Genomic DNA, 1,351 nt, shown 5'->3' with positions numbered 1-1,351 from the left:
TCCGTCCGCCGCAGGCGGCCCCCGCCGCCCCTTCCACACCCGTGGCGAACGGACGGTCCAGGACCGCGCGGTCCGCCGCCGCGCAGGCCCGCACCCCGGGCGCGGTGGACGGCCCCGTCCCCGTGATCTCGCCCCTGGTGCGCAGGCTGGCCCGGCAGAACGGCCTGGACCTGCGGGAGATGACCGGCTCCGGACCCGATGGGCTGATCCTCCGCGCGGACGTGGAGTACGCCCTGCGTGCCGCCGCCGCCCAGGGCCGTACGGGCGCGACGGCCGGTGAACCGCCTGCGCGGGCCGACCGGGCGGTCGCGCCGGCACCGGTCGCGGAGACCCCGGGCGTGACCCGTGTCCCCCTCAAGGGCATCCGCGGGGCCGTCGCCGACAAGCTCTCCCGCAGCCGCACCGAGATCCCCGACGCGACCTGCTGGGTGGACGCCGACGCGACCGAACTGATGCGCACGCGGGCCGCGATGAACGCGGCGGGCGGGCCGAGGATATCCGTCATCGCGCTGCTGGCCCGCGTCTGCACCGCCGCGCTCGCCCGCTTCCCCGAGCTCAACTCCTCGGTGGACACCGAGGCCAGGGAGATCGTCCAGTACGGCGACGTGCACCTCGGCTTCGCCGCGCAGACCGACCGGGGGCTGGTCGTCCCCGTCGTCCGGGACGCGCACACGCGGGACGCCGAGTCGCTGACGGCCGAGTTCGCCAGGCTGACCGAGGCGGCCCGGACCGGTGTGCTGACGCCCGCGGAACTCACCGGCGGCACCTTCACGTTGAACAACTACGGCGTGTTCGGCGTCGACGGCTCCACACCGATCATCAACCACCCCGAGGCCGCCATGCTCGGCGTCGGCCGCATCGTCCCCAAGCCATGGGTGCACGAGGGCGAGCTGGCGGTGCGGCAGGTCGTGCAGCTCTCGCTCACCTTCGACCACCGGGTCTGCGACGGCGGCACCGCGGGAGGCTTCCTGCGGTACGTGGCGGACTGTGTCGAACAACCGGCGGTGCTGCTGCGGACGCTGTGAGTCCGCTTCGAGCCACCGGTCTCCCCGGCCGTGTCCCGGTGCCCCCGCGTTCCCTGTGATCGCGGGGGCACGCATACTCGGAGGGTGACCGAGTATCAGCCACCCGGCGATCCCTGCGGTGATCCTCCCGGTGGTCCCTCCGGCGGCCCCTCCGAGGGTCCCGGCCCCGCGTACGACGCCGTCGTGCTCGCCGGTGGCGCCGCCCGGCGGCTCGGGGGCGCGGACAAGCCCGGGGTACGGGTGGGTGGCCGGGCGCTGCTCGACCGGGTGCTCACGGCCTGCGCCGACGCCCGGACCACGGTGGTCGTCGCCGCCCCCCGCCCCAC

General features: G+C 75.4%; 2 protein-coding genes. Both read left to right on the top strand.

All coding sequences use genetic code 11. The features are described 5' to 3' along the window. A partial coding sequence (locus B7767_RS35900) for a dihydrolipoamide acetyltransferase family protein (RefSeq protein ID WP_256923686.1) occupies positions 1-1,025 on the top strand: 1,025 nt, incomplete at its 5' end. Positions 1,026-1,109: 84 nt separating this feature from the next. Then, positions 1,110-1,351 (top strand): NTP transferase domain-containing protein (locus B7767_RS35895; protein ID WP_179167439.1); only part of this gene is annotated, 242 nt, incomplete at its 3' end.

Origin of the sequence: Streptomyces sp. 13-12-16 (assembly GCF_002114215.1) — a bacterium.
GTDB lineage: Bacteria > Actinomycetota > Actinomycetes > Streptomycetales > Streptomycetaceae > Streptomyces.
This window is presented reverse-complemented; position numbering and strand designations above follow the sequence as displayed.